Here is a 19,209-nt window from a genome sequence, read left to right as displayed (position 1 = left end):
GGTTCCTTCCTGTGGCCTGCCCTGCTTACTGCTGCACGATCGTGGAACCCTGCACCCAAAAAAATCAGAGATACCGTTATGAGCGCTTCATCCCCGTCCCTTTTGCACCGCTTGAAACGCACCAGCCTGGTCACGCAAATCATCATCGGCCTGATCGCCGGCATCGCCCTGGCCCTGTTCGCGCCGGACCTGGCGAAGTCCACCACCTTCATCGGTAAGGTCTTTGTCTCGGCGCTTAAAGCCGTCGCGCCGATCCTGGTGTTCGTGCTGGTCATGGCCTCGATCGCCAACCATAAACATGGCCAGGAAACGCATATCCGACCGATTTTGTTTCTTTATTTGTTGGGCACGTTTGCCGCTGCTGTAGTCGCAGTGGTGGCCAGCGCGTTGTTTCCGTCGAGCCTGGTGCTGTCGACCCACGATGTCGCGATCACCGCGCCGGGGGGCATCAGCGAGGTGCTGCAAAGCCTGCTGCTGAGTGTGGTCGACAACCCGGTCAGTGCGCTGATGAACGCCAACTTCATCGGCATTCTGGCGTGGGCGATCGGCATGGGCGTTGCCATTCGCCATGCCGGCGACACCACCCGCGAGGTGCTCGGCGACTTGTCCAACGGCGTGACCTTGATCGTGCGCCTGGTGATTCGCTTCGCACCGCTGGGGATTTTCGGGCTGGTGGCCTCGACCCTGGCCACCTCGGGCTTCGGTGCCTTGATCGGCTATGTGCATCTGCTGGCGGTGTTGCTCGGCTGCATGCTGTTCGTGGCGCTGGTGATGAACCCGGTCATCGTGTTCTGGAAATTGCGCCGCAACCCGTATCCGCTGGTGCTGATGTGCCTGCGGGAGAGCGGCATCACCGCTTTCTTCACCCGCAGCTCGGCGGCGAACATTCCGGTCAACCTGGAACTGAGCAAGCGCCTGGGCCTGCATGAAGACACCTATTCGGTATCGATACCCCTCGGTGCAACCATCAACATGGCCGGCGCGGCGATCACCATCACCGTGCTGACCCTGGCCGCCGTGCATACCCTGGGGATTGCCGTGGACATTCCGACCGCGATTTTGCTCAGCGTCGTGGCGGCGATTTGCGCCTGTGGCGCTTCGGGGGTGGCGGGTGGTTCGCTGCTGCTGATTCCGCTGGCATGCAGCCTGTTCGGCATTCCAAGCGAAATCGCCATGCAGGTAGTGGCGGTGGGTTTCATTATTGGTGTATTGCAGGACTCGGCGGAGACGGCGTTGAATTCGTCTACGGATGTGTTGTTTACCGCTGCCGCGTGCCTCAGTGAAGAACGGAAAACACAAGGCGTGGCCTAACTGCGTAACCCTGTGGGAGCGGGCTTGCTCGCGAAAGCGGTGTACCAGTCAATATTGATGTTGAGGTTGATGGCCCCTTCGCGAGCAAGCCCGCTCCCACAGGGGCTGCGGCGCAGTTGAAAAATGTTTACCCATGAAAAAACCCCCGCAACCTATGGCTGCGGGGGCTTTTTTGTAGCCGGATGTTTTAGAACGCGCCCATGAAATCGCGCTTGCCCACTTCCACGCCGTTGTGACGCAGCAAGGCGTAGGTGGTGGTGACGTGGAAGAAGAACTGCGGCAGACCGTAGCTCAGCAGGTAAGCCTGGCCGCTGAAGCGCTTCTCTTTCGGCGTGCCTGGACGGGTAACGATCTCGATGCCTTCCTTGCCATCGATCTGCTCAGGCTTGATCTCGCCGATGTAGGCCAGAACCTTGGCGATCAGCGCTTGCAGTTCGGCGAAGGTGGTTTCGGTGTCGTCGTACTTAGGCACTTCAACTTCGGCCAGGCGCGAAGAAACGCCTTTGGCGAAATCAACGGCGATCTGCACCTGGCGCACCAGCGGGAACATGTCCGGGTACAGGCGGGCCTGCAGGAACGCGTTCGGGTCGATGTTCTTGGCGGTGGCGTGGGCTTCGGCCTTGTTCAGAACGTCGCTCAGGGCGTTGAGCATTTGTTGGAAAACCGGGACGGAAGCGGCGTACAAAGAAATGGTCATGGCAGTCTCGTGTTGTGGCGGGTGTGAAAACGTGGGCGATTATAGCCATGCTTGATGACCGGGCGGCTTGCCTTTTGTTTTGCAAGGATTAGGCTAGGCGGCTTCGACTGCACGCTTCGACAGCAAAGGGAAAAGCGCGAATGAGCACTGAGCAAGAGACGACCTTCGACGAACCGCGCCTCAACAGCACGGAAATCCGCATTCTGGGCGCCTTGATCGAGAAACAGGCCACCAGCCCGGAAACCTATCCGCTGACCCTCAATGCGCTGGTCATTGCCTGCAACCAGAAAACCAGCCGCGAACCGGTGATGAACCTGACCCAGGGCCAGGTTGGCCAGAGCCTGCGCGCCCTCGAGGGTCGCGGCTTCACCAAACTGGTGATGGGCAGCCGCGCCGATCGCTGGGAACACAAGGTCGACAAGGCGCTGGAACTGGTGCCGGCCCAGGTGATCCTGGCCGGGCTGCTGTTCCTGCGCGGCCCGCAAACCGTCAATGAACTGCTGACTCGCAGCGGTCGCATGCATGAATTCGAAGATGCCGAGCAGGTGGTACATCAACTGGAGCGCCTGATCGCTCGCGGCCTGGCGCTGCTGATTCCGCGTCAGGCCGGGCAGCGTGAAGACCGTTACATGCATGCGCTGGGGGATCCGGCGGATATCGAGGCGATCCTCGCGGCGCGGCAGAACCCGACGGAGCGCGGCGCGGGTGGCGGTGTGTCGGTGGAGCGGATTGAAGAGCTGGAAGCGCGGATTGCGGCGCTGGAAGAACGATTGGCGCGCCTCGAATAACCCGAACACACAGATTCCAATGTGGGAGCGGGCTTGCTCGCGAATGCGGCGCATCAGTCCATATTGATGTTGACTGATACTCCGTCTTCGCGGGCAAGCCTCGCTCCTACAGGTTTTGCGCAGTCCTTGTGGGAGCGAGGCTTGCCCGCGAAGAGGCCAGCGACTCCAACCCATTAATTCAATGATTCAACTACGGGCAAACGCCACCGCCGCCTGGAACTGCTCCTGCGTCGGCCGCACGCCGGTATACAGCACAAACTGCTCCAGCGCCTGGATCGCAATCACTTCCAGCCCGGTGATCACCCGCTTGCCTTCTGCCCGGCCACGCACTATCAGCGGGGTTTCCGAGGGGATCGCTACCACGTCGAAGACCGTCTCGGCCGCTGCGATCACATCAGCCTCAAACGCCAAATGATCGGCTTCCGGCCCGCCGGTCATGCCGATGGGGGTGACGTTGATCAGCATTTGCGGGCGTTGCGCGCCCAACTCCGCTTGCCATTCATAACCCAGGGCGTCCGCCAGCGCTCGCCCGGCACGCTCGTTGCGGGCCACGATCAAGCCATTGGCGTAACCGCCATCGCGCAAGGCACTGGCCACCGCTTTAGCCATGCCGCCGCTGCCGCGCAGGGCAAAGGTCGAATCCTTCGGCACCTGATGGGTTTCCAGCAATTGGGCGATGGCGATGTAATCGGTGTTGTAGGCCTTGAGGTGGCCGTCGGTGTTGACGATAGTGTTGATCGACTGGATCGCCGCCGCAGACGCATCCAGCTCATCCACCAGCGCAATGCAGGCTTCCTTGAACGGCATCGACACCCCGCAACCGCGAATGCCCAGGGCACGAATGCCGCCGACCGCGCCGGTCAGATCTTTGCTGCTAAAGGCTTTGTAGTAAAAATTCAGCCCCAACTGTTCGTACAGATGATTGTGAAATCGCAGGCCAAAGTTCCCGGGGCGTCCGGACAGGGACATGCACAATTGGGTCTCTTTGTTGGGGTTCATCTGCATGAAACTTCTCCTTCAAATGCACTTTCAGATAGACGGGATTAGCCATTCCATCCTGTTCTGTTCGATCATAGGGCCTGTCTACATGCGGCTTTGCAGCACGGTAAAGAAGCCGGTACAGACCTTACACAAAATTTACCTAACGGCTGTGCAGTTTTTCAAAAAAGCGCTGTCTTAGAAGTATCCCCGCGACAATCCTTGGGTCTATTGCAGATTCAAGCGCCGGGTCGAAGAACCGAGGAATTATCATGATCCGTAAAATCCCCACAGTAGCCTTGTTGATTGGTGTACTGGCTGTCGCAGGACAGGCAGAGGCCCATGGCGGTGGCGGTTGGCAAGGTCCAGCGGTGTTTGGTGCGATCGTTGGCTCGGCCATCGTCGGCTCGGCCCTGATTAACGCCAATCGGCCCGTCTACGTAGAACAGGCGCCGGTTTACGTTCAGCCACAACCGGTTTACGTGCAGCAACCGCCACCACCGGTCTACTACCAACCGGCCCCGGTGTACGTGCAACAACCGGTCTACTACCGCCCTGCACCGGTTTATTACGGTCCGCCACGCGGTTACTACGGCCATCCCCATGGTTACTATGGTGGCCCACGCTACTAACTGACTTATCAGGCCCCGCCTTAACAGCGGGGCCTTTTTTATGCCCGCCAGTCGGGCGAGGTCTGAATAAATCTCGCCAAGGTCGCTGTCAGGACAGTGCAGGCACGTAAAGTTGGCAAGATTGACGTAACGCCCTTCCCTCGCTTTGGGGAAAACGGTCATATTTATGTCATGACAGGTCCGCAAGCTTGGATCTGTCCGTAAACAACAGGTTGATAAAAACAAGGACGACCTCATGCCCACGCAGAACCCGCACCGCAATGTCGGTTTGTGCACTTCCAGCAAGGTGTACAACGCACTGACCGAACTCAAGCACCTGGAAGGCCATCGCAGCGCCAAGTTTCTTTCGCTGCTGGCCGAGAACCTGGTGCGCAAAGGCTTGCTCAACGAGCAGGAAGTCGTGCACATGCTCGATCTGGTCGTGGATTGATCGCCACACTCACTGGCATCAATGACCACTATCGAGAAAGTTGATTGTCCGTCGAACCGTCCGGTCCGTAGGGTAGCTCCATAGTTTGATGGAGGTACTTATGATGTCCCAGGTTCAGATCATGTCAGTAATCGGCAGCGCCGTTCCCGCACCGCTCAGAGAGCTGGGATTGCTCGCCTGTTGGTATTTGATGCGCGACGGCGAACCGATCAGCGGTCCGCTCACCTCGCTGCCCGCCGCCCAGGCCCTGTCGCAACGCATCGGCACCATCCGACTCACGGCCTAAGGCAACTGCACTCGCGGCTTGGTTTCGATGAAGATCGCCCAGCTCGACATGAATAGCGCGGCGATCAACGGCCCGATGACAAATCCGTTCAGACCGAACACGGCCATGCCGCCCAAGGTCGAGATCAGGATCATGTAGTCGGGCATTTTTGTGTCCTTGCCCACCAGGAGCGGGCGCAGCACGTTATCCACCAGGCCAATCACGAACACCCCGAACAACCCCAGCACCACGCCCTGCCAAATCGAGCCGCTGAGCAGGAAGTACAGCGCCACCGGTGCCCAGACAATTCCCGCCCCCACCGCTGGCAACAGCGACAGAAACGCCATCAATACCGCCCAGAGCAACGCGCTCGGGATATCCAGAAACCAAAAAATCAAACCGCCCAGCGCACCTTGGGTAATCGCCACCAGCAGATTGCCTTTGACGGTGGCGCGCACCACGCGATTGAACTTGAGCTGCAACCGACGCTTCTGGTGTTCCTGCAACGGCACGGCGGTGCGGACTTTGCGGGCCAGGTCGGCGCCGTCCCGCAGGAAGAAGAACAGCAAATACAACATGATGAAGAAACTGACGATGAACTCGAATGTGCCCTGGCCGAACGTCACCACCTGGGCGGCAACGAACTGACTGCCCTGCATCGCACCCTTGACCACTTTGTCCTGCAAACCCTTCAACTCACCGACGCCAAACCGATCGAGCAAATGCTGGAAGTACGGCGGCAAGCCATGCTTGAACTGCGACACATAACTGGCGATGTCCAGCTCGCCACTTTCGATGCGGCTGTACAGCGACGCACCTTCCTGAACCAGCAGCACGCTGATGATGATCACCGGCAGAATCGCGATCACCAGGCAGACGCTCAAGGTGCACAACGATGTCAGGTTGCGCTGCCAGCCGAATTTCATTTGCAGCCGCCGCTGCAGGGGGGCAAAGACGATGCCCAGGATGATGGCCCAGAACACGGCGCCGTAGAACGGCAGCAGGATGCCAATAAACGCGAGGGTGACCACCAGCAGCAACACCAGCAGCGATCTGTTTTGTAGCGTGGTTTCTTTCATGTCCGATCCATGTCAGTGCGCAAAAAGGAGCGCGAAACTCGTCTCCTGATGCTTAGTCCGCCACGGTTCGCGCGAGTGCCATCCGTTTGTTCATCAAGCATAGATCCAGATCAATAGTTGCCGGGGGCAAGCCTTCTATCCTGCGCGACTTTTGCGATCGATACCGCCATGACCCTTGCGACACCCGAACTGCTCGCCCCCGCCGGCACCCTGAAGAACATGCGCTATGCCTTCGCCTACGGCGCCGATGCGGTGTACGCCGGGCAGCCGCGTTACAGCCTGCGAGTGCGCAACAACGAATTCGACCACGCCAACCTGGCCCTCGGTATCCGCGAGGCCCAGGCCCAGGGCAAGCGTTTCTATGTGGTGGTGAACATCGCGCCGCACAACGCCAAGCTCAAGACGTTTTTGAAGGACCTGGAGCCGGTGATCGCCATGGCCCCGGACGCGCTGATCATGTCCGACCCCGGCCTGATCATGCTGGTGCGCCGGCACTTTCCCGGCATGCCGATCCACCTCTCGGTGCAGGCCAACACGGTGAACTGGGCCAGCGTCGAGTTCTGGCAGCTACAGGGTTTGAGCCGAATCATCCTGTCCCGGGAATTGTCCCTGGAAGAAATCGCCGAAATCCGCCAGCAAGTGCCGGCCATGGAACTGGAAGTGTTCGTCCACGGTGCGTTGTGCATGGCCTACTCCGGGCGCTGCCTGCTCTCGGGCTATATGAACAAGCGCGACGCCAACCAGGGCAGTTGCACCAATGCCTGTCGCTGGAAGTACTCGGCGCAAGAGGCCACGCAAAACCAGCTCGGCGAAATCGTCCAGCAGTTCCAGCCGACCCTGGGGATCGGCGCCCCCACCGACCAAGTGTTCCTGTTGCAGGAAGCCAATCGCCCGGACGAGCTGATGCCGGCCTTCGAGGACGAGCACGGCACCTACATCATGAACGCCAAGGACCTGCGCGCCGTGCAACACGTCGAGCGTCTGACGCACATGGGCGTGCACTCCCTGAAGATCGAAGGCCGGACCAAATCCCACTTCTATTGCGCCCGCACCACCCAGGTCTATCGCCGGGCCATCGACGATGCGGTGGCCGGTCGCCCGTTCGACCGCTCTCTGATGACGGATCTGGAATCCCTGGCCCAGCGCGGTTACACCGAAGGCTTCCTGCGTCGGCATGTGCATGACGAATACCAGAACTACCAGAACGGCAGCTCGGTGTCGGAGCGCCAGCAGTTTGTCGGGGAATTGACCGGCGAACGGCGCGATCGCCTGGCCGAAGTGAAGGTAAAAAATCGCTTTGGCCTGGGCGATCATATGGAACTGATGACGCCCAAGGGCAACTTTCACTTTGATTTGCATGAGTTGCAAAACGTCAGGGGCGAGCCGATAGAAGTGGCACCGGGGGATGGGCACACGGTGTATGTGCCGATTCCGGATGCGGTGGATTTGCGGTTTGGGTTGTTGATGCGCGATATCGGCGAGGGCTGAAATCTTTCAAACCACACAAAACCCTGTGGGAGCGGGCTTGCTCGCGAAAGCGGTAGATCGGTCAACAATGAGGTCGACTGGCACGACGCCTTCGCGAGCAAGCCCGCTCCCACAGGGTCAGGGGGTGAGGTTTAGGCGAACTCTTCGCGCAACATTCCTACAAACGCCTCCCGCGCCGGGTGAACCCCGGCGTTTTCATGCCAGTAGAACAAATTCTCCACCGCCGTCAGTTCCGGGAATTCATACCCCGCGCATCCGGCGCCTTTGGCGTACTGATCAAACACGCCTTTGGGCACCAGCGCCACTCCCGCCCCGGCACTGACGCAACCGACAATCGCCCCATAGCTGGCCAGGCTGACAATCGGCAACGCCTGGCCCTGGCGCAGCAACCAATGCTCCAGCGCCGCCCGATACGGACAGCCCTGGGGCCACATGAACACGGTTTTGTCCTGCAAATCGGCGATATCGCGCACTGGCCCCAGGGACGTCGAGGCAATCAGCAGCAGCTCTTCGCGGTACATCGGCGTGCGCTTGAGTTGTGAACGCTCGACATCCACCGCAACGATGGCGCCGTCGAGGCGGTGATTGGCGGTGTCGTCGAGCAATTGGCTCCAGGTGCCAGTGGTCAGTTCCAGCGCCACGCCGGGGTAGCGCTTGTGGAATTTGGCCAGCAAGCGTGGCAAGCGACCGGTGGCCGAAGATTCGATGGCGCCGATGCGCAACGGCCCGGAGGGCTCGGCGGACGGGTCCACGGCGCGTTTGGCTTCAGCGGTCAGGGCGAGGATTTTCGCGGCGTAGACCAGGAAGGTTTGACCGCAAGGACTGATCCGCAATCCCCGACCCTCGCGCAGGAACAACGCCACGCCCAACTCAGCTTCCAGGGCCTTGATCCGCGCCGTGATATTCGACGGCACGCAGTGCAATAGCTCGGCCGCCCGGGCAATGCTGCCGACATCGGCAACGGTTTTGAACATGCGAATCTGAGCCAATTCCATACATCACCCAAAGTGAAGAGTTGGCGCAGTATAAGTCAGTTGTGGCGAATGGTCGGGCTTCTGATACTGGGTGCATCAACTCACAGGTGCCCGACCATGCTGCCACTGCCCCCTCCCCTGAAAATCCTCCTGGCCATGGCATTTGTCGTGGGGTGCTGGGGTTACTCGCCGACCGGCATCCACATCGGTTTGCGAGCCTATGACCCCGGCCACCTGGCATTGCTGCGGTTTCTCGTGGCCTCGCTGTTCATGGCGGTGATCGCGGTGTGGCGCGGCATCAGCCTGCCGAAACTGCGCGACCTGCCGTTCCTGATCGCCCTCGGCTTTTTTGCCGTGAGCCTGCATCACGTCTTGCTGAATTTTGGCCAGCAAGGGGTCAGCGCCGGGGCTTCAAGTGTGTTGGCGCAATCAACGCCGATTTTCAGCACATTGCTGGCGCGGTTTGTGTTCAAGGATCGAGTCAGCCTCTGGCGTTGGGGCTGTGTGTTGCTGGGATTGATCGGCGTAGTCATCGTGGTGGCCGGCGATAAAGGGCTCGGCAGCATCGATGCCCATGGCGTGCTGATCTTGCTGGCGGCGGTGTCGTGGAGTGTTTACTTCGCCCTGCAAAAACATCACACCGGACGCTATGACGGTTTGACCCTGACCTGTTACTCGGTGTGGTCCGGGACGCTGTTGTTGCTGGTTTATATGCCGGGGTTGGCGGACCAGGTGCTGAAGGCGCCGGTTGAGGTGCAGATAGCGGTGATGGGGTTGGGGGTGTTTCCCAGTGCCTTGGCGTACCTGGCCTGGGCGTATGTGCTGGCCCATGTGGATTTGAGTCGGGCGGCGATGTTCATGTACCTGATTCCGCCGACGGCGATGCTGATTGCCTCGATGGCGCTGGGAGAACAGCCGGCGTTGATGGTGATCGTTGGGGCGATGGTGGTGTTGGTCAGTGTGCTGGCGTTGAATCTGGAGCGGCGGGTGGTGATGCTTCTGAAGCCTTCGCGAGCAGGCTCGCTCCCACACTGACCGCAAGAACAACACCGATCCCCTGTGGGAGCGGGCTTGCTCGCGAAGGCGTCCTGTCAGTCAACATCTATATCAACTGACAGATTGCTTTCGCGAGCAAGCCCGCTCCCACAGGGTTCTCCCACATTGCTCTGTGAATACAAAAAAACCCGGCGCAACGGCCGGGTTTTGTTTAGCGCCTGTCATCGGACAGCGGCGTTTCTTCATCCGCCGCAGGCATGTCCTCATCCGCAGTCGGATCCTTCCAGTCGTCAGGACGATCAGCGTCGCCCAAGGCAGGATCTCGGGTCGGGTCCATCCCGGCCGGTGCATCCTGGTCCAGCGTAGGCTCGTCCGTACCGGGCACGGGACGGGTCGGGTCGGTTTGGGGTGTGCCGCCCTGGAACATCGAATCGTTAGCCATGATGCACCTCACTGATGTGGCCCGGTTAATCCGGGCCATATCAGTTGGAAGCGGGCGCAGGATTGGCGTGCTATCGAGTAGACCAACGGTTGTCAGCCCTGAGCCAGGAAGCGGTCGCGGCTGTTGGTCAGGTGCAGCCACATTGCGGCGCGCGCGGCGTCCGGGTCCTGGCGCTTGATGGCGTTGAGGATCGCCTCGTGTTCCTGATTGGCCAGTTGCCCGAGTTTGCTCAAATCCGTGGCGCCACGCTCGGCGGCGTTGACGCGGGTGCGGGGAATCATGGCGTTGCCCAAGTGCTGCATGATTTCAGTGAAACAGACATTACCGGTGGCCTCGGCGATCAGCAGGTGGAAGCGCTTGTCGGCCTCCACGCAGCTGTCGTTATTGGCCAGCAGGCGTTGATAGTCATCCAGCGCTTCACGCATCTGCGCCAGTTGCGGCTCGGTGCGACGGCTCGCCGCCAATGCGGCGGCCTGGGTTTCCAGGCCCATGCGCAATTCCAGAATACTGCGCACCCCCAGCGCGGTGTCGACGTTCAGCCGCAGCCCCTGCTCGGCTGCGCGCTCGATGACAAAGGTGCCGATGCCATGCCGGGTTTCCACCAGCCCCGAGGCCTGCAACTTGGAGATCGCCTCGCGCACCACCGTGCGGCTGACCCCATGCTCCTGAACGATGCTGTTCTCCGACGGCAGCTTGTCCCCCGGCAGCATCTGGCCGAGCAGGATGCTCTGGGTCAGCTTGGCCACCAAGTCATGAGCCAGGTTATGGCTGCGCTTGCGGGCAGGTGCGTCGAGGTCTTCTTGCATGGCGATCATCCGAAAAGCAGGGCTGTGCGGATCGTAGCACCGGCCTCCGCAGAAAACATCGCTCAACTTGTATGACAACACTCAACAAAACACCCTTAATCGCCTGGAAAACAAGCCAGCCCAACCGACTAAAGAATAATAACCCACCAAAACAGCGCCATTTTGTTGGACGACAACCCTTGCGCTCGGAAAAAACGCAGTTGTATGATGTCTATCAACATCGCAACACCTGTCACACCCCGCATAAAAATAATCAGTGGGAGAAACGCAAGTGAACAAAGCCCTGCCCGGGATGAACGACGGCACCGATTCGGTCCTCGCATCCGCCATCTCGAAAGTGAAACGTCACGTCCTGCCGTTGTTCGTGATCATGTTCATCGTCAATTACATCGACCGCGTGAACATCGGCTTCGTCCGCGCCCACATGGAACAGGACCTAGGCATCGGCGCTGCCGCCTACGGCCTCGGGGCCGGCCTGTTCTTCATCGGTTACGCCCTGTTCGAAGTCCCCTCCAACATGCTGCTGCAAAAAGTCGGCGCCCGCATCTGGCTGACCCGCATCATGCTCACCTGGGGGCTGGTCGCCGCCGGCATGGCGTTTATCCAGAACGAAACCCACTTCTATATTCTGCGATTTCTCCTCGGCGTGGCTGAAGCCGGGTTCTTTCCCGGGGTGATCTACTACTTCACCCGCTGGTTGCCCGGGGTTGAGCGCGGCAAGGCGATTGCGATCTTTCTAAGCGGCTCGGCGGTTGCCTCGCTGATCTCGGGGCCGCTGTCCGGGATGCTGCTGCAAATCAACGGTCTGGGCCTGCACGGCTGGCAATGGATGTACTTCATTGAAGGTATGTTCTCGGTCGGGTTGTGCGTGTTCGTGTGGTTCTGGCTCGACTCCAAACCCCACGACGCCAAATGGCTGAGCCGCGAAGAACAAGACGCGCTGGTCAAGGCCATCGACGACGAACAACTGGCCCGGGAAGCCGCAACGCCGATCAAACCGTCGCTGGGCAAACTGCTCAAGGATCGCCAGATCATTCTGTTCTGCCTGATCTACTTCTTCATTCAGTTGACCATTTACGCCGCGACCTTCTGGCTGCCGAGCATCATTAAGAAGATGGGCGATCTCAGCGACATTCAGGTCGGGCTGTTCAACTCGATTCCGTGGTTGCTGTCGATTGTCGGCATGTACGCCTTCGCCGCGTTTTCCGCCAAGTGGAAACATCAGCAAGCCTGGGTCGCTGCGGCCCTGTTGATTGCCGCCGCCGGGATGTTCATGTCCACCACCGGCGGTCCGATCTTCGCGTTCGTGGCGATTTGCTTTGCGGCGCTGGGTTTCAAATCGGCGTCGTCGCTGTTCTGGCCAATTCCCCAGGCGTACCTGGATGCGCGGATCGCTGCGGGGGTAATCGCGCTGATCAACTCGGTGGGCAACCTGGGTGGTTTCGTCGCTCCGACCACGTTTGGTCTTTTGGAAGAACACACCGGTTCGATCCAGGGCGGGCTCTATGGCTTGGCCGCGACGTCGATCATCGCCGCGATCATCGTTTTCGCTGCGCGCAACACGCCCAAACCAGCAGCCGTCGCCGTCGGTCAACCCACTTCCAGCCACGCCTGAATTTCCGTTGTTAAGGACAATAAAAATGAACCCTCAAGACACTGCAAAAGCTCCGATCATCACCAGCATGCAGGTTATTCCGGTGGCCGGTCACGATGGTATGTTGCTCAATTTGAGCGGCGCCCACGGGCCGTTTTTCACCCGTAATATCGTGATCCTCACCGACAATGCCGGGCACACCGGCGTCGGTGAAGTACCGGGCGGCGAGCGTATTCGCCAGACCCTGGAAGACGCCCGCTCGCTGGTGGTCGGCAGCCCGATTGGCACTTATCAAAAGATCCTCAACCAGGTTCGCCAGACCTTCGCCGACCGCGATGCCGGTGGCCGTGGCCTGCAAACCTTTGACCTGCGCATCACCATTCACGCGGTGACCGGCCTGGAAGCCGCCCTCCTAGACTTGCTCGGCCAGCATCTGGACGTGCCGGTCGCGGCGCTGCTCGGTGAAGGCCAGCAGCGGGATGAAGTGAAGATGCTCGGTTATCTGTTTTATGTCGGTGATCGCAACGAAACCGATCTGGCCTACCGCAGCGAAGCGGACGCCGATAACGACTGGTTTCGCGTACGGCACGAAAAAGCCATGACCGCCGACGCCGTGGTGCGCCTGGCCGAGGCGGCCCATGCGCGTTACGGCTTCAAGGACTTCAAGCTCAAGGGCGGCGTACTCAGCGGCGACGCAGAAATCGAAGCGGTGACGGCCCTGGCCGAACGCTTCCCCGATGCGCGCATCACCCTCGACCCGAATGGCGCGTGGTCACTGAAAGAAGCGATCCGCCTGTGCCGGGATCAGCATCGCGTACTGGCCTACGCCGAAGACCCGTGCGGTGCGGAAAACGGTTACTCGGGCCGTGAAGTCATGGCTGAGTTTCGCCGGGCCACGGGGCTGAAAACCGCGACCAACATGATCGCCACCGACTGGCGGGAAATGGGTCACGCGATCCAGTTGCAATCGGTGGACATTCCCCTGGCCGACCCGCACTTCTGGACCATGCAGGGCTCGGTTCGCGTGGCGCAGATGTGCCACGAGTGGGGCCTGACCTGGGGCTCGCATTCCAACAACCACTTTGATATTTCCCTGGCCATGTTCACCCACGTCGCCGCTGCTGCGCCGGGTGAAATCACCGCCATCGACACCCATTGGATCTGGCAGGACGGCCAGCGCCTGACCAAGGCCCCGCTGCAAATCGTTGGTGGCTGTGTGCAGGTGCCGAAGAAGCCGGGGCTGGGGGTGGAACTGGACATGGATCAAGTGGCCAAGGCCCATGAGTTGTATAAAGGCATGGGCCTGGGCGCGCGGGATGACAGCGTGGCGATGCAGTTCCTGATCCCAGGTTGGAAGTTCGATAACAAGCGGCCGTGTTTGGTGCGCTAACGCCAGCACACTGCAATTCCCCTGTGGGAGCGGGCTTGCTCGCGAAAGCGGTGGGTCAGTCAAAACTGATGTCGACTGACACGCCGCCTTCGCGAGCAAGCCCGCTCCCACAGGTTAGGGTTTAACCCTGAGTTATCTGTAGCAGCCATTGCTTGAACACTCCCATCGCCGCCGTCTCCGCCCGCGACTGCAACCGCGTCAACCAATAACTGCCCGTCGTAATGTGGATCGCGAACGGCTGTTCAATCGCCCCCGCCGCCAGTTGCCGGGCAAACATCAGCGGCGGTGCCAATGCCACACCCGCGCCTTGCAAGGCCGCTTCCATCATCGCCAGGGACGAGTCGAACATGATGCTCTGGGGCGGCGCGGCGTGGGTCGAGAGACCGGACGCTGCGAACCAGTCCGGCCACTCGTCCGTGCGGTAGGAGCGCAACAACGTCTGCTGCAACAGATCCGCTGGCGACCGCAGTTGCCGGGCAATCTCGGGCACGCACAACACCGACAATGGCGCTTCGATCAGCCGCAGCGCCTCAATCCCATGCCACGCGCCCGCGCCAAAGCGGATCGCGTAGTCCAACCCTTCGGCGGCCACGTCCACTCGGTTGTTGTTGGTCGACAAGCGCAAATCTATGAACGGATGTTTCACCTGGAAGTCCGCCAGTCTCGGCAACAGCCAGCCCACCGCAAACGTCCCCACCGCGCCCACCGTCAGCACTTCCCGATAATGCCCGCCCTCCAGTCGCTCCAGGGTTTCGGCGATTCGGTCGAACGACTCGCGCAACACCGGCAACAGGGTTTCGCCCTCGCTGGTCAACATCAAGCCACGGGGCAAGCGTTTGAACAGGGTTACGTTAAGCTGAGCCTCAAGACTTTTGACCTGATGACTCACCGCTGCCTGCGTGACGCACAACTCCACCGCCGCCCGGGTGAAGCTCAGATGCCGTGCCGACGCTTCAAAGGCGCGCAGTGCATTCAACGGTAATTGAGGCCGGATCATGCCCACTCCCAAAATTTTCTAATGGCTCGTGCGAAATATCATCGGTTGTCGAACAGCGCCAGACTGCCTAGATTTGCTTCGCCGTTCAGCGGGCAGTCTACCGGTAGCGGCCTCCATTCGCAGGGAACAGAATCAATGACGATCACAATCAATATCACCAGACTGTCTGTTTTAGGGGCTTGCGTGGCCGTGCTCGGCGCCGGCCAGTGCCTGGCCCAAGGGCAGACAGACCAGCAGATTCAAAGCACGGTCGATGCCGCCATCAAACCGATGATGCAAGCCCAGGGCGTTCCCGGCATCGCCGTGGCAGTGACCGTCAACGGCGAGCCGCATTACTTTAACTACGGCGTCGCCGCCAAAGAAAACGCCCAGGCCGTCACCGAAAACACGCTGTTCGAAATCGGCTCGGTGAGCAAAACCTTCACCGCCACCCTCGGCGGCTACGCCACTGCGACCGGCAAACTGGCCCTGTCGGATAAGGCCAGCACGGTTCTGCCAGACTTGCGCGGCAGTGCCTTCGATAAGGTCAGCGTGGTGCAACTGGGCACCTACACCGCTGGCGGCTTGCCGTTGCAGTTCCCGGACGAGGCGGATCACGCGGACAAGATGCTCGGCTATTTCAAGCAGTGGAAACCGGTGTATGCGGCGGGTACTCATCGCCAGTATTCGAACCCGAGCATCGGCTTGTTCGGTTATCTGGCCGCCCATACCCTGGGCCTGCCGTTTGATGAGGCCATGACGAAAACCCTGCTGCCCAAACTCGGGTTGAAGCACACCTTCCTCCAGGTGCCGCAGGATCAGATGAGCCTTTACGCCCAAGGCTACGACAAGGACGGTAAACCCGTGCGGGTCGGGCCGGGGGCGCTGGATTCCGAGGCGTATGGGGTAAAAACCAGTGCGGCGGACATGATCCGGTTTGTTCAGGCGAACCTGAAACCGGCTTCACTGGACAAGCCTTTGCAGCAAGCCATCGCCACGACCCACACCGGTTATTACACCGTTGGCAACATGACTCAGGGCCTGGGCTGGGAACGCTACAGCTACCCGATCACCCTCGATAAGTTGCTGGAAGGCAACTCCACGCCGATGGCGATGCAAGCGCATAAAGTCCAGTGGCTGAACCCGCCACAGCCTGAGCCCGCCAGTGTGCTGATCAACAAAACCGGTTCGACCGGTGGCTTCGGGACTTATGTTGCATTCGTGCCCGCCAAGAACATCGGCATCGTGATCCTGGCCAACAAAAACTACCCGATCCCGGAGCGGGTCAAAGCGGCGCATCAGATCCTGAGTGCGCTGACGCAATAGCCCGGAAGACCACCATCCCCTGTGGGAGCGGGCTTGCTCGCGAAAGCATTCGGTCAGTTGATATAGACGCTGACTAACAGGACGCCTTCGCGAGCAAGCCCGCTCCCACAGGGGGTTATGTGCTGGTCTGAAGCTTTTTCCGATCCCTGCAAGCCAACGCACTTACCGCCAGGCACAGCGCCGCCCCGGTATACACCCACTCCGACGGCGCCACCGGCAACAGAAACCCGGCCAACAGCGGCCCCACACCCGCCCCGATATCGCGCCAAACCGCATTCCCCGCCAACGCCCGGACACGCCCGCTATCCGGGTGACGTTGCGCAATCACCGTCACCACCAACGGCAGTTGCAGCGCCCGCAGCACCAGCACCAATGCCCCGCCGACGATCAGCCAATGAAAGCCAAAGCCGATCAGCGCCATCGACGTCAGCAACGAGAACACAATCAACATCCGCGTCGCCCCCCAGCGCTGGGCCGCGATCCCGCCCAAGGGGCTGAGCAACAATTCGGACACGTAACGCAGCGCCAGCAACGTCCCGGCGACCACCACCGCATTGCCTTCCAGCAGGTGCTGCGCCAACAGTGAGAGGCCGATGATGAACAGGCCATCGAGGGTCAGGCCTTCGATGAATGACCACATCGCCACACTGTCGGGACGCTTGAAACGCCGGGTCGATGCCGCCATCGGGTGCGGCTTCGACGGCAGCCCCAGGGCCAGCCACATCGCGATCAGCGAGGTGGCGAACATCACAAAAAAGATCACCCGCGGCCCATATTCCACACTGAGCAACGCCCCCAACGGCAACGCCAGCATCGGCCCCGCCGCAATCACCGCCCGCGACCGCCCGGTACGCCGCGCCGCCCCCAAAGGCTCGGCGGTCGCCATCACCTGCGTGGACAAATTCAGCGCGGCATAAGACAACCCCCACCCCAGACGCAACAGCAACAACCACCAAAACCCCGACAACGTCGCATACCCCAACGCACACACCGCCGCCGTCCCGGTGGCCAGCAATAACGCCGGGCGATCGCCCTGGCGGGTGTAAAACTCCATCACATAGCGATACCCGAAAATCCGCACCAACCGATTCGCCGCCAACAAAATCCCCGCCTCGGCCAGGCTGATACCAAACGCCTGGGGCTGCATGGGTAAAAGCAAATACAACAGAACGTCGCCGGGTAGACACAGGGCCAATACGGAAGCGGCGCGGGCGGAGTGTTGGTCGGCGGTTTTTTCGGACATGGGAGCGAAAGGCCTTGGCAAAAATCGTCGGGTCCAGACTGGCGTGAAGCGACGGCTCTGACAAATGGTTTAACAAAAAAGTGGTCAAGCCACAGGGTTCTGAATCAGGCAAAGAAAGGCTGATCACTTGAACTAGGCTATCCCCCACGCAGTCATCCCTCTTACCTCCCCTTCAAGAGAGCGATCCCCATGAACATCGATCTATCCAACAAAACCGCCCTGATCACCGGTTCCACCCAGGGCATCGGTTTCGCCATCGCCAAAGGCCTGGCTCTTTCAGGCGCGCAGGTGGTGATCAATGGCCGTAAGCAAGACGCGGTAGACGCCGCCGTCACACAGCTCAAGCACTTGCTGCCGTCCGCCAATGTGCGTGGTGTCGCGGCCGATGTCGGCACCGCCGAGGGTTGCAAGGCGATGGTCGCGGCCCTGCCTCGGGTGGATATTTTGGTGAATAACGTTGGTATTTATGGCCCGCAGGATTTTTTCCAGACTGAAGACGAGGTCTGGGAGAAGTTTTTCGAGGTGAACGTGATGTCTGGCGTGCGGTTGTCCCGTGCCTATCTGGAAGACATGGCCAGCAATGGTTGGGGTCGGGTGGTGTTTATTTCGTCGGAGTCGGCGCTGAACATTCCGGCGGACATGATTCATTACGGCTTCACCAAGACGTCCAATCTGTCGATTTCCCGGGGTTTGGCCAAACGCATGGCGGGCACCGGGGTGACGGTGAATGCGGTGTTGCCGGGGCCGACGTTGTCCGAGGGCCTGGAAGAAATGCTCAAGGATGAACAGCAGAAGTCCGGCGAGCCGATGGAAAAAGTCGCGGCGGACTTTGTCATGGCCAACCGCCCGACTTCGATCATTCAGCGGGCGGCGAACATGGAGGAAGTGGCGAATATGGTGGTCTACGTGGTCTCGCCCCAGGCATCCGCCACCACTGGCGCGGCGCTGCGGGTAGACGGCGGCGTCGTAGACACCATCGCCTGACCCGCCAACCCCATCCTCCCTGTGGGAGCGAGCCTGCTAGCGAAGAGCTCATCCACCTCACGTCAATGTCGACTGATACGTCCTCTTCGCGAGCAAAACCCGTTCCCACAGGTATTCATCAATCATCCGGCTGCTCAGCCGGTTTCGCAGGCTTGGCAGGCTTGGCCGGTTTGGTGCCCTTGGTGCCTTTGGTCGGTGCCGGTTCGGCCGCGACCGGTGGTGGCGTCGGTGCCGCGATGTCTTTCTCCTCCGCTGGCAGTGCGTCGATGGTGTCAAAGACTTTCTTCAGATCAACCGACTTCGATTCGGCCCCCGACACGTTGATCTTCTCATTGCCATCCTTGCCCAGCAGGATGACCTTGGGCAACGCGCCGGCACCGAGTTTCAGCGAGCGGATCAGGGCCATGGTGTCCTGCTGGCCCATATCCTTGCCGTCGAGTTGGCCGGACATGTTCAACACGCTGTAGACCTTGATATTGCGTTGGGCGACCCCCTGTTTGTTGGCGGGATCGTCGAGGGATTTTTTCAGGCTCAGCCACACCGGGTCGATGGTGCTGCGCGTGATCACGATCAACGGCCTCGCCCTGCCCTTATCGACATCCAGCGGTGAATCGTCAGCGACGGCGAGCAAAGGGCCGGCAAGCGCCAGGAAGGTTGTCAGGGTCAAAGACCTGATGAGCATGCGCATCTCCTTTTGATATCCACGCTCTAATGATTGCGCATCGCGGCGATCGTTCCGGGTGACGATCCACGAATATGTTCCGCTTAGGCCAAAGCTTAGGTCAGGGGCGGCATTGCGCAACAGATGAA

20 protein-coding genes are annotated in these 19,209 nt (G+C 60.3%); 11 read left to right on the top strand and 9 right to left on the bottom strand.

From position 1 onward, the window contains the following. Window positions 1-78: 78 nt before the first annotated feature. Complete coding sequence (sstT, locus tag BK665_RS29250; RefSeq protein WP_123409988.1) at window positions 79-1,311, top strand: serine/threonine transporter SstT; 1,233 nt, start codon at window positions 79-81, stop codon at window positions 1,309-1,311. Between the two features lie 187 nt (window positions 1,312-1,498). Here the strand turns inward: sstT and BK665_RS29245 are convergent, their stop codons facing one another. Continuing rightward, complete coding sequence (locus BK665_RS29245) at window positions 1,499-2,008, bottom strand: DUF1993 domain-containing protein (RefSeq protein ID WP_123409987.1); 510 nt, start codon at window positions 2,006-2,008, stop codon at window positions 1,499-1,501. A 140-nt stretch (window positions 2,009-2,148) separates the two neighbouring features. Here BK665_RS29245 and BK665_RS29240 point away from each other — a divergent pair, with 140 nt between their 5' ends. After that, complete coding sequence (locus BK665_RS29240) at window positions 2,149-2,796, top strand: YceH family protein (protein WP_123409986.1); 648 nt, start codon at window positions 2,149-2,151, stop codon at window positions 2,794-2,796. 186 nt (window positions 2,797-2,982) lie between these two features. Here the strand turns inward: BK665_RS29240 and BK665_RS29235 are convergent, their stop codons facing one another. Then, a complete protein-coding gene (locus BK665_RS29235; protein ID WP_123409985.1) occupies window positions 2,983-3,801 on the bottom strand; it encodes a shikimate 5-dehydrogenase in 819 nt (272 codons plus the stop codon). A 245-nt stretch (window positions 3,802-4,046) separates the two neighbouring features. Here BK665_RS29235 and BK665_RS29230 point away from each other — a divergent pair, with 245 nt between their 5' ends. The 3 genes from BK665_RS29230 to BK665_RS29220 all read left to right on the top strand — a co-directional run bounded on the left by BK665_RS29230 (window position 4,047) and on the right by BK665_RS29220 (window position 5,122). Further along, window positions 4,047-4,406, top strand: coding sequence for a hypothetical protein (locus BK665_RS29230; protein WP_123409984.1), 360 nt, complete (start codon window positions 4,047-4,049; stop codon window positions 4,404-4,406). A 235-nt stretch (window positions 4,407-4,641) separates the two neighbouring features. Further along, a complete protein-coding gene (locus tag BK665_RS29225; protein ID WP_123409983.1) occupies window positions 4,642-4,836 on the top strand; it encodes a hypothetical protein in 195 nt (64 codons plus the stop codon). Between the two features lie 103 nt (window positions 4,837-4,939). Next, entirely contained in the window at window positions 4,940-5,122 is a 183-nt protein-coding gene (locus BK665_RS29220) for a hypothetical protein (RefSeq protein WP_123410062.1), read from the top strand. On the opposite strand, the gene BK665_RS29215 is transcribed toward BK665_RS29220, so the two are convergent. Further along, window positions 5,119-6,180: an AI-2E family transporter gene (locus BK665_RS29215; RefSeq protein ID WP_123409982.1), complete on the bottom strand. Its 1,062-nt coding sequence runs from the start codon at window positions 6,178-6,180 to the stop codon at window positions 5,119-5,121. The genes BK665_RS29220 and BK665_RS29215 overlap by 4 nt on opposite strands. 168 nt (window positions 6,181-6,348) lie before the next feature. Between BK665_RS29215 and trhP the strand changes: the two genes are divergently transcribed. Beyond that, window positions 6,349-7,668 (top strand): prephenate-dependent tRNA uridine(34) hydroxylase TrhP, encoded by a 1,320-nt coding sequence (gene trhP / locus BK665_RS29210; protein ID WP_123409981.1) that lies wholly within the window; start codon window positions 6,349-6,351, stop codon window positions 7,666-7,668. A gap of 131 nt (window positions 7,669-7,799) precedes the next feature. On the opposite strand, the gene BK665_RS29200 is transcribed toward trhP, so the two are convergent. Continuing rightward, a complete protein-coding gene (locus tag BK665_RS29200; RefSeq protein WP_123409980.1) occupies window positions 7,800-8,663 on the bottom strand; it encodes a LysR family transcriptional regulator in 864 nt (287 codons plus the stop codon). 96 nt (window positions 8,664-8,759) lie between these two features. Here BK665_RS29200 and BK665_RS29195 point away from each other — a divergent pair, with 96 nt between their 5' ends. Further along, complete coding sequence (locus BK665_RS29195) at window positions 8,760-9,677, top strand: DMT family transporter (protein ID WP_123409979.1); 918 nt, start codon at window positions 8,760-8,762, stop codon at window positions 9,675-9,677. Between the two features lie 172 nt (window positions 9,678-9,849). Here the strand turns inward: BK665_RS29195 and BK665_RS29185 are convergent, their stop codons facing one another. Then, window positions 9,850-10,080, bottom strand: coding sequence for a hypothetical protein (locus BK665_RS29185; protein ID WP_123409978.1), 231 nt, complete (start codon window positions 10,078-10,080; stop codon window positions 9,850-9,852). Window positions 10,081-10,172: 92 nt separating this feature from the next. After that, complete coding sequence (locus tag BK665_RS29180) at window positions 10,173-10,886, bottom strand: FadR/GntR family transcriptional regulator (RefSeq protein WP_123410061.1); 714 nt, start codon at window positions 10,884-10,886, stop codon at window positions 10,173-10,175. Window positions 10,887-11,178: 292 nt separating this feature from the next. Here BK665_RS29180 and BK665_RS29175 point away from each other — a divergent pair, with 292 nt between their 5' ends. Together BK665_RS29175 and gudD are read left to right on the top strand one after the other, a co-directional pair. After that, window positions 11,179-12,501, top strand: a complete 1,323-nt coding sequence (locus BK665_RS29175; protein ID WP_375538959.1) for an MFS transporter — start codon at window positions 11,179-11,181, stop codon at window positions 12,499-12,501. A gap of 25 nt (window positions 12,502-12,526) precedes the next feature. Next, on the top strand, window positions 12,527-13,870 hold the full coding sequence (gudD, locus tag BK665_RS29170) for a glucarate dehydratase (protein ID WP_123409976.1): 1,344 nt from the start codon (window positions 12,527-12,529) through the stop codon (window positions 13,868-13,870). A gap of 121 nt (window positions 13,871-13,991) precedes the next feature. On the opposite strand, the gene BK665_RS29160 is transcribed toward gudD, so the two are convergent. Next, on the bottom strand, window positions 13,992-14,867 hold the full coding sequence (locus BK665_RS29160; protein WP_123409975.1) for a LysR family transcriptional regulator: 876 nt from the start codon (window positions 14,865-14,867) through the stop codon (window positions 13,992-13,994). Between the two features lie 135 nt (window positions 14,868-15,002). On the opposite strand from BK665_RS29160, the gene ampC reads away from it, so the two are divergent. Next, on the top strand, window positions 15,003-16,172 hold the full coding sequence (gene ampC / locus BK665_RS29155; RefSeq protein WP_123409974.1) for a class C beta-lactamase: 1,170 nt from the start codon (window positions 15,003-15,005) through the stop codon (window positions 16,170-16,172). Window positions 16,173-16,287: 115 nt separating this feature from the next. Here the strand turns inward: ampC and BK665_RS29150 are convergent, their stop codons facing one another. Further along, complete coding sequence (locus tag BK665_RS29150; protein WP_123409973.1) at window positions 16,288-17,415, bottom strand: MFS transporter; 1,128 nt, start codon at window positions 17,413-17,415, stop codon at window positions 16,288-16,290. Window positions 17,416-17,604: 189 nt separating this feature from the next. Here BK665_RS29150 and BK665_RS29145 point away from each other — a divergent pair, with 189 nt between their 5' ends. Further along, entirely contained in the window at window positions 17,605-18,399 is a 795-nt protein-coding gene (locus tag BK665_RS29145) for an SDR family NAD(P)-dependent oxidoreductase (RefSeq protein ID WP_123409972.1), read from the top strand. Window positions 18,400-18,517: 118 nt separating this feature from the next. On the opposite strand, the gene BK665_RS29140 is transcribed toward BK665_RS29145, so the two are convergent. Beyond that, window positions 18,518-19,081: a DUF4174 domain-containing protein gene (locus BK665_RS29140; protein ID WP_123409971.1), complete on the bottom strand. Its 564-nt coding sequence runs from the start codon at window positions 19,079-19,081 to the stop codon at window positions 18,518-18,520. Window positions 19,082-19,209: the final 128 nt, after the last annotated feature.

It is taken from the genome of Pseudomonas frederiksbergensis, assembly GCF_003732665.1.
Lineage (GTDB): Bacteria > Pseudomonadota > Gammaproteobacteria > Pseudomonadales > Pseudomonadaceae > Aquipseudomonas > Aquipseudomonas frederiksbergensis_G.
This window is presented reverse-complemented; position numbering and strand designations above follow the sequence as displayed.

Excerpts from the sequence above, each read along its gene's own strand:
- BK665_RS29175 (WP_375538959.1), top strand. The coding sequence starts at position 11,179 with ATGAACGACGGCACCGATTCGGTCCTCGCATCCGCCATCTCGAAAGTG.
- BK665_RS29235 (WP_123409985.1), bottom strand. The coding sequence starts at position 3,801 with ATGCAGATGAACCCCAACAAAGAGACCCAATTGTGCATGTCCCTGTCC.
- BK665_RS29185 (WP_123409978.1), bottom strand. The coding sequence starts at position 10,080 with ATGGCTAACGATTCGATGTTCCAGGGCGGCACACCCCAAACCGACCCG.
- BK665_RS29150 (WP_123409973.1), bottom strand. The coding sequence starts at position 17,415 with ATGTCCGAAAAAACCGCCGACCAACACTCCGCCCGCGCCGCTTCCGTA.
- BK665_RS29215 (WP_123409982.1), bottom strand. The coding sequence starts at position 6,180 with ATGAAAGAAACCACGCTACAAAACAGATCGCTGCTGGTGTTGCTGCTG.
- BK665_RS29180 (WP_123410061.1), bottom strand. The coding sequence starts at position 10,886 with ATGCAAGAAGACCTCGACGCACCTGCCCGCAAGCGCAGCCATAACCTG.
- BK665_RS29160 (WP_123409975.1), bottom strand. The coding sequence starts at position 14,867 with ATGATCCGGCCTCAATTACCGTTGAATGCACTGCGCGCCTTTGAAGCG.
- BK665_RS29140 (WP_123409971.1), bottom strand. The coding sequence starts at position 19,081 with ATGCTCATCAGGTCTTTGACCCTGACAACCTTCCTGGCGCTTGCCGGC.
- BK665_RS29225 (WP_123409983.1), top strand. The coding sequence starts at position 4,642 with ATGCCCACGCAGAACCCGCACCGCAATGTCGGTTTGTGCACTTCCAGC.
- ampC (WP_123409974.1), top strand. The coding sequence starts at position 15,003 with ATGACGATCACAATCAATATCACCAGACTGTCTGTTTTAGGGGCTTGC.
- BK665_RS29245 (WP_123409987.1), bottom strand. The coding sequence starts at position 2,008 with ATGACCATTTCTTTGTACGCCGCTTCCGTCCCGGTTTTCCAACAAATG.
- BK665_RS29195 (WP_123409979.1), top strand. The coding sequence starts at position 8,760 with ATGCTGCCACTGCCCCCTCCCCTGAAAATCCTCCTGGCCATGGCATTT.
- BK665_RS29220 (WP_123410062.1), top strand. The coding sequence starts at position 4,940 with ATGTCCCAGGTTCAGATCATGTCAGTAATCGGCAGCGCCGTTCCCGCA.
- gudD (WP_123409976.1), top strand. The coding sequence starts at position 12,527 with ATGAACCCTCAAGACACTGCAAAAGCTCCGATCATCACCAGCATGCAG.
- BK665_RS29240 (WP_123409986.1), top strand. The coding sequence starts at position 2,149 with ATGAGCACTGAGCAAGAGACGACCTTCGACGAACCGCGCCTCAACAGC.
- BK665_RS29200 (WP_123409980.1), bottom strand. The coding sequence starts at position 8,663 with ATGGAATTGGCTCAGATTCGCATGTTCAAAACCGTTGCCGATGTCGGC.
- trhP (WP_123409981.1), top strand. The coding sequence starts at position 6,349 with ATGACCCTTGCGACACCCGAACTGCTCGCCCCCGCCGGCACCCTGAAG.
- sstT (WP_123409988.1), top strand. The coding sequence starts at position 79 with ATGAGCGCTTCATCCCCGTCCCTTTTGCACCGCTTGAAACGCACCAGC.
- BK665_RS29230 (WP_123409984.1), top strand. The coding sequence starts at position 4,047 with ATGATCCGTAAAATCCCCACAGTAGCCTTGTTGATTGGTGTACTGGCT.
- BK665_RS29145 (WP_123409972.1), top strand. The coding sequence starts at position 17,605 with ATGAACATCGATCTATCCAACAAAACCGCCCTGATCACCGGTTCCACC.